The sequence below is a fragment of the Pseudomonas sp. genome (genome assembly GCF_030150285.1).
Taxonomy (GTDB): domain Bacteria; phylum Pseudomonadota; class Gammaproteobacteria; order Pseudomonadales; family Pseudomonadaceae; genus Aquipseudomonas.
Genome location: NZ_JASLGE010000032.1, coordinates 172173 through 178895, shown reverse-complemented (window position 1 = coordinate 178895; position 6723 = coordinate 172173). Strand labels below are relative to the sequence as shown.

At 55.9% G+C, this 6723-nt stretch carries 5 protein-coding genes; 2 read left to right on the top strand and 3 right to left on the bottom strand.

Annotated features, from left to right (window positions below; genetic code table 11):
* Positions 1-76 precede the first annotated feature (76 nt).
* Positions 77-1366 carry a citrate synthase gene (gene gltA, locus Q1W15_RS07520; protein WP_300725703.1) on the top strand — a complete coding sequence of 430 codons (1290 nt, stop codon included), beginning with the start codon at positions 77-79 and terminating at the stop codon, positions 1364-1366.
* Positions 1367-1752: 386 nt separating this feature from the next.
* On the opposite strand, the gene Q1W15_RS07515 is transcribed toward gltA, so the two are convergent.
* From Q1W15_RS07515 to Q1W15_RS07505, 3 genes are all read right to left on the bottom strand, one after another.
* Complete coding sequence (locus Q1W15_RS07515) at positions 1753-3411, bottom strand: cation acetate symporter (RefSeq protein WP_300725700.1); 1659 nt, start codon at positions 3409-3411, stop codon at positions 1753-1755.
* A complete protein-coding gene (locus Q1W15_RS07510; RefSeq protein ID WP_300725697.1) occupies positions 3408-3719 on the bottom strand; it encodes a DUF485 domain-containing protein in 312 nt (103 codons plus the stop codon). The genes Q1W15_RS07515 and Q1W15_RS07510 overlap by 4 nt, the downstream gene beginning before the upstream one ends.
* Before the next feature lie 222 nt (positions 3720-3941).
* On the bottom strand, positions 3942-4796 hold the full coding sequence (locus Q1W15_RS07505; RefSeq protein WP_300725694.1) for a glycine betaine ABC transporter substrate-binding protein: 855 nt from the start codon (positions 4794-4796) through the stop codon (positions 3942-3944).
* Between the two features lie 251 nt (positions 4797-5047).
* On the opposite strand from Q1W15_RS07505, the gene Q1W15_RS07500 reads away from it, so the two are divergent.
* Positions 5048-6601, top strand: coding sequence for a glycosyl hydrolase family 17 protein (locus Q1W15_RS07500; protein ID WP_300725691.1), 1554 nt, complete (start codon positions 5048-5050; stop codon positions 6599-6601).
* Positions 6602-6723: the final 122 nt, after the last annotated feature.

Sequence of the window (6723 nt, the reverse complement as noted above, 5' to 3'; positions counted from 1 at the left end):
AATTTATCTCACTATAGTGGTGCGGGCCCTGCGTGGGGGGTCTGTCTGATGATTTCAAGCATAAATAGGAGGCCACATGGCTGACAAAAAAGCGCAGTTGATCATCGAGGGCGCAGCCCCCGTCGAGCTGCCCATTTTAACTGGCACCGTGGGTCCCGATGTAATCGATGTGCGCGGCCTAACGGCTACGGGCCGATTCACATTCGACCCGGGCTTCATGTCGACTGCATCTTGCGAGTCGAAAATCACCTATATCGATGGTGATAACGGTATCCTGCTGCACCGAGGCTACCCGATCGAACAACTGGCTGAACAGTCTGACTACCTAGAGACCGCTTACCTGCTGCTGAACGGCGAACTGCCGACCGCAGAGCAGAAAGCGAAGTTCGTCAGCACCGTAAAAAACCACACCATGGTTCACGAGCAGTTGAAGACCTTCTTCAACGGCTTCCGTCGTGACGCCCACCCGATGGCGGTCATGTGCGGTGTAGTCGGAGCCCTATCGGCCTTCTACCACGACTCCCTGGACATTAATAACCCGCAGCATCGTGAAATCTCCGCGATCCGTCTGGTTGCCAAAATGCCAACCTTGGCTGCAATGGTTTACAAGTACTCCATGGGCCAGCCCATGATGTACCCGCGTAACGACCTGAGCTACGCCGAAAACTTCCTGCACATGATGTTCAACACGCCGTGCGAGATCAAACCGATCAGCCCGGTACTGGCCAAGGCCATGGATAAGATCTTTATCCTGCACGCCGACCACGAACAGAATGCGTCGACCTCTACCGTGCGTCTGGCGGGCTCTTCGGGTGCCAATCCGTTCGCCTGTATCGCTGCCGGCATCGCGGCACTGTGGGGCCCTGCTCACGGCGGTGCCAACGAAGCTGTGTTGACCATGCTCGACGAAATTGGCGATGTGTCCAACATCGACACCTTCATCGCCAAAGCCAAGGACAAGAACGATCCGTTCAAACTGATGGGCTTCGGTCATCGCGTTTACAAAAACCGCGACCCGCGCGCCACCGTCATGAAGAAGACCTGCGACGAAGTCCTGAAAGAGCTGGGGATCAAAAACGACCCGCAACTCGAACTGGCCATGCGCCTGGAAGAGATTGCTCTGACCGATCCGTACTTCATCGAACGCTCTTTGTACCCGAACGTCGATTTCTACTCGGGGATCATCCTCAAGGCCATCGGCATTCCAACCAGCATGTTCACCGTGATCTTCGCCCTGTCCCGTACAGTTGGCTGGATCTCGCACTGGAAAGAAATGCTGTCCAGCCCGTACAAGATTGGCCGTCCACGCCAGCTGTACACCGGTTACGAACAGCGTGACCTGACCAAGCTGGAAGACCGCAAGTAAGGCATATCCCACGATAGCGTCTTAGCTGCAAACAAAACGGCCCCTGCCTTTTATATAAAGAGCAGAGGCCGTTTTTTTGTGCACAAAAAACACCTTACGCGTAAGAACGAGCTTGCTCGCGATCCTTTAAAGATCAAAAGATCGCGAGCAAGCTCGCTCCTACTCGGGAATCATCCTCAAGACAATCGGCATTCCAACCAGCATGTTCACCGTGATCTTCACCCTGTCCCGTACAGGCTGACGCCTACACGCCGACTGCTGTCGCTGACGAAGGCATATTCTGCGGCACACAAAAAATCCCCCTGCCTCACGACAGGGGGATTTCTTAACACCTACTGCTTCTAAACTTGCAGCTTGCAGCTTGCAGCTAAAAGCTTGCTACTGCCTTAGTGATCCACCGCCCCGCTCGCCCCAAGACCCGTCTGTGAACGCACGAACTGCGGGAAGAACAGTGCACGCTCTTTAACGGCCGACTTGGATTTATCAGTGATCGAGAAGAACCAGATACCCACAAACGCAATGATCATTGAGAACAGCGCTGGGTACTCGTAAGGGAAGATCGCTTTTTCATGATGCAAGATCTGCACCCAGATGGTCGGACCCAGGATCATCAAGCCAACCGCGCTTATCAGACCCATCCAGCCACCGATCATGGCTCCGCGAGTCGTCAGGTTTTTCCAGTACATGGAAAGCAGCAGAACCGGGAAGTTGCAGCTCGCGGCGATCGAGAACGCCAGGCCAACCATGAACGCGATGTTTTGGCTTTCGAACAGGATGCCCAGGCCAATTGCCAAAACACCCAGTGCAATCGTGGTGATCTTCGAGACGCGAATTTCGTCCTTGTCGTTGGCTTTGCCTTTCTTGATCACGCTGGCATACAGGTCGTGAGACACCGCCGAAGCACCAGCCAATGTCAAGCCTGCAACCACCGCCAGGATCGTGGCAAAAGCCACTGCCGAGATAAAGCCCAGGAAGATACTGCCACCTACCGCATCAGCCAAGTGCACGGCCGCCATGTTATTACCACCCAACAAAGCGCCAGCAGCGTCTTTAAAGTCCGGGTTGGTGCTGACAAGGATGATCGCGCCAAAACCAATGATAAAGGTCAGGATGTAGAAGTAACCAATGAAACCCGTTGCGTAGAACACACTCTTACGGGCTTCTTTAGCGTCACTGACGGTGAAGAAGCGCATCAGAATGTGCGGCAGACCGGCAGTACCGAACATCAATGCCAGCCCCAGGGAGAATGCCGAAATCGGATCCTTCACCAAACCGCCAGGGCTCATGATGGCCTCCGCTTTCGGGTGAATTTTCACGGCCTCGGCAAACAGCGAGTTGAAGTCAAAGTTAACGTGCTTCATCACCATGACGGCCATGAATGTCGCACCCGACAGCAACAACACCGCCTTGATGATTTGTACCCAGGTCGTCGCCAGCATGCCGCCGAACAGCACATACAGGCACATCAGGATACCGACCAAAATCACCGCAACGTGGTAGTCCAGGCCAAAGAGCAACTGGATCAGCTTGCCAGCACCGACCATCTGCGCAATCAGGTAGAACGCCACCACCACCAGCGAGCCACAGGCCGACAAAGATCGAATTTGGGTTTGACCCAGCCGATACGAAGCGACGTCTGCGAAAGTGTACTTGCCCAGGTTACGCAGACGCTCTGCGATCAAGAACAGAATGATTGGCCAGCCCACAAGGAAGCCGATGGAGTAAATCAAGCCATCGTAGCCCGAGGTGTAAACCAGTGCGGAAATACCGAGAAAGGACGCGGCAGACATATAGTCGCCCGCGATTGCCAGGCCGTTCTGAAAGCCTGTGATCTTACCGCCGGCAGCGTAGTAATCCGCCGCGGATTTGTTGCGTTTTGAGGCCCAGTACGTGATGCACAAAGTTGCGCCTACAAACGCCACGAACATGATAATCGCAGAGATGTTAAGCGGTTGCTTTTGAACTTCTCCGGTCAGGGCTTCCCCTGCCCAGACACAAGGGGCCAAAGCCGCCATGCCCAGTGCTGCCAATAGACGCCGGATCATTGCTCAGCCTCCTTGAGAATTGCAGCGTTCATCTCGTCAAATTCGCCATTGGCCCGTTGTACGTAGATGCCGGTCAGAATAAACGCCGAAATAATCAGCCCTACTCCAATCGGAATCCCCCAGGTAATGGACGAGCCGGGGCTCAACTTGGCCCCCAGCACTTGCGGCGCATAAGCAATAAGCAGGATGAAAGCGGCATACAATCCGAGCATGATTGCCGAGAGAATCCAGGCGAATCGTTCTCTTTTTTTAACCAGCTCCTTGAAGCGCGGGCTGTTTTGAATCTTGAGGTAAATGCTGTCGTTCATTATTTTTGTCCTCGCAGCACAGATGAGTTGGAACGTTTTCACTATTGGGGCGCTTCAATTTCTAATCCAGACGACTTTAGTAGTAGAACCTCAAATCGCCGCAGCCCCCGGTTTCTCTACGCTGTAAGGACGATGCCCTGCTGAAAAAGACAATGCGCACAAAAAAACCGTTTGGCGCAAACACCAAACGGTCTTGTGTACGGCGAACTAGACGCTTCGCAATTATTTAGCGGTCCATTCAGCTACACGCTCAGGGTGCTTGGCCACCCACTCCTTGGCCGCCGCTTCAGGTTTTGCCCCCTCTTGAATGGCCAGCATTACCTCACCAATTTCATCCTTGGAGTTCCAGGAAAACTTCTTTAAAAAGGCAGCGACATCCGGGGCTTTGCTATCAAGTTCCTTACTGCCGATGCTATTCACAGTTTCAGAAGCGCCATAAACACTTTTTGGGTCATCCAGGAATCGCAGCTTCCACTTGGCAAACATCCAGTGCGGCACCCAACCGGTGACCACTATCGGCTCCTCTTTGGCATAAGCACGGCCCAACTCCGAAGTCATCGCCGCACCTGAACTGGCCTGCAGTTTATAACCCAGGTCATAGTCCTTGATCGCCTGATCGGTTTTCAGCATCACGCCCGAGCCCGCGTCAATGCCTACAATTTTTTTCTTGTAGCCGTCGTCACCCTTCAAGTCCGCGATCGACTGCGCCTTCACGTACTCCGGCACAATCAAGCCGATTTTGGCATCTTTAAAGTTAGGGCCGTAATCAACCACTTTGTCCTTGTTTTTAGCCCAGTACTCGCCGTGAGTCACTGGCAACCAGGCCGATAACATGGCATCCAGCTTGCCCGTCGCTACCCCCTGCCACATGATTCCGGTCGCCACGGGCATCAACTTGACGTCATGCCCGAGTTTTTGCTTGATGATTTCAGCCGCCACGTGGGTGGTCGCCACACTGTCAGACCAACCATCAACATACCCGATACTTAACGGCGCTTTGCTCTGAGCACTCGCCACTCCCGCACTCATCGCCAGCACCAAGGCAGCTCCTGCGCTTAACAACCCTCGCATCTTCATTGTCGATTCCTCGCCGTGCCGGGCCCGACGAGTGCCGAGCCGCCCAATGATCATCGACTTCAACCGCTGCACACCCTGCTCTGACGACGACGCTGAGGCAGCCACAAACGACATTATCGCGCTGCATACACAGATACTCGCACCAGATGTCCATACTGGCGCGAGAACTTTGCGTGTCAAAATTATACCCGGGCGATAAGCCTTCCCAATTGCAGGTAAGATGCGCGGCTTTGTTCCCATACGGCCTGACCATGTCTGCAACTGCCCGCTTCCCCGTGCTGCCTTACCTGTTCGCCTGCGTGCTGGGCGTGTTTGCCATTGCCGGTTTCTGGTATGGCCTGGGTCAACCGGTGGTTCTGCCCGATGCCGCCACCCCAACCCACAAATTGCAATGCGCCTCTTACACACCCTTCGACAAAGACCAATCGCCGTTCGACCAACCCTTTGTGCCCCGTATTGAACGCATGGACGCCGACCTGGCCTTGCTCGCCACGCGGTTCGAATGCATTCGCACCTATTCCCAGGCGGGCCTTGAAGCCCTACCCGATCTGGCCCGAAAGCACGGCCTGACCATGATGAGCGGTGCTTGGGTGAGCAGCAATGCGCAGGCCACTGCCGAAGAAATCAGCGCTTTGATCGCTTCGGCCAATGCCAACCCGGACGTCATCACCGCCGTAATCGTCGGCAACGAGGCACTTCTGCGCAAAGAAGTGACCGCCCCGCAGTTGGTGAACCTGATTGATCAGGTCAAGCGCCACATCAAACAGCCTGTGACCTACGCCGAAGTCTGGGAATTCTGGTTGCAGCACCCGCAAATCGCCCCCGCGGTCGACTTCCTGACCATTCACCTGCTGCCTTATTGGGAGGATGACCCTGCCGGCATCGACCAGGCCGTGGACCATGTTGTGCAGATTCGCCGCGTATTTGGCGACAAATTCGCCCCTAAAGACATCCTGATAGGTGAGACAGGCTGGCCGAGCGAAGGCCGCCAGCGCGAAACCGCCCTGCCCAGCCGGGTTAACGAAGCCAAATTCATTCGCGGCTTTGTAACGCAAGCTGAGCAAAACGGCTGGAAATACAACTTGATCGAAGCCTTCGATCAGCCCTGGAAACGCGGCAGCGAAGGGGCCGTAGGTGGGTACTGGGGCTTGTTTGATGCCGATCGCCAGGACAAGGGCATTTTGGCCGGCCCCGTGTCGAACCTGCCGCACTGGCCCCTGTGGCTGGGCCTGGGTGCAGCGTTGTTCCTGGGCACGCTGGTGCTGGGCGGACGTGTTCGCAGCACGCGTGACGCACTCTTGCTCCCGGCATTAGGAGCAGTGGCGGGCTGTAGCATTGTGGCGTGGGCTGAACTGGCCTGCGTCACCAGCCGCTTTGTCGGTGAGTGGGTCTGGGCTGGCCTGTTGCTTGGTTTGAACCTCATCGTTTTGACTCACGCGGCACTGACCCTAAGCCCACGAAAGGGCTGGCGTGAGCGCCTGTACACTGCGCTGGAGCGCCGGGCGGGCGTGTGGCTGGCAGCAGCCGGCTTTGCCGGTGCGGTCATGATGCTGGGGCTGGTATTCGAGCCGCGCTACCGCAGCTTTCCGAGTGCGGCGCTGCTGCTGCCTGCATTGGTTTACCTGTGTCGCCCGACCCGTGGCCCACGCCGCGAGTTCGGCCTGTTGGCATTGATCATCGCGGCGGGCCTTCCGATACAGCTGTACCGCGAAGGCCTGCACAACGAACAAGCCTGGATGTGGGCGCTAGTGAGCGCGCTGATGGTTATGGCTCTTTGGCGCAGCGTTCGAAAACGCGCGATGTAACGGTGCAGGAGGGCCCTTGGATCAAAAACCAGATCGCGAGCATGCTCTGCAGGAGCGAGCTTGCTCGCGATCTTTTGATCGTTAAAAGATCGCGAGCAATCGACCGCCCTTTCCTGCCAAGG

Bases quoted from the DNA above. Each gene is read 5' to 3' on its own strand.
- gltA (WP_300725703.1), top strand. From the start codon at position 77: ATGGCTGACAAAAAAGCGCAGTTGATCATCGAGGGCGCAGCCCCCGTC.
- Q1W15_RS07515 (WP_300725700.1), bottom strand. From the start codon at position 3,411: ATGATCCGGCGTCTATTGGCAGCACTGGGCATGGCGGCTTTGGCCCCT.
- Q1W15_RS07510 (WP_300725697.1), bottom strand. From the start codon at position 3,719: ATGAACGACAGCATTTACCTCAAGATTCAAAACAGCCCGCGCTTCAAG.
- Q1W15_RS07505 (WP_300725694.1), bottom strand. From the start codon at position 4,796: ATGAAGATGCGAGGGTTGTTAAGCGCAGGAGCTGCCTTGGTGCTGGCG.
- Q1W15_RS07500 (WP_300725691.1), top strand. From the start codon at position 5,048: ATGTCTGCAACTGCCCGCTTCCCCGTGCTGCCTTACCTGTTCGCCTGC.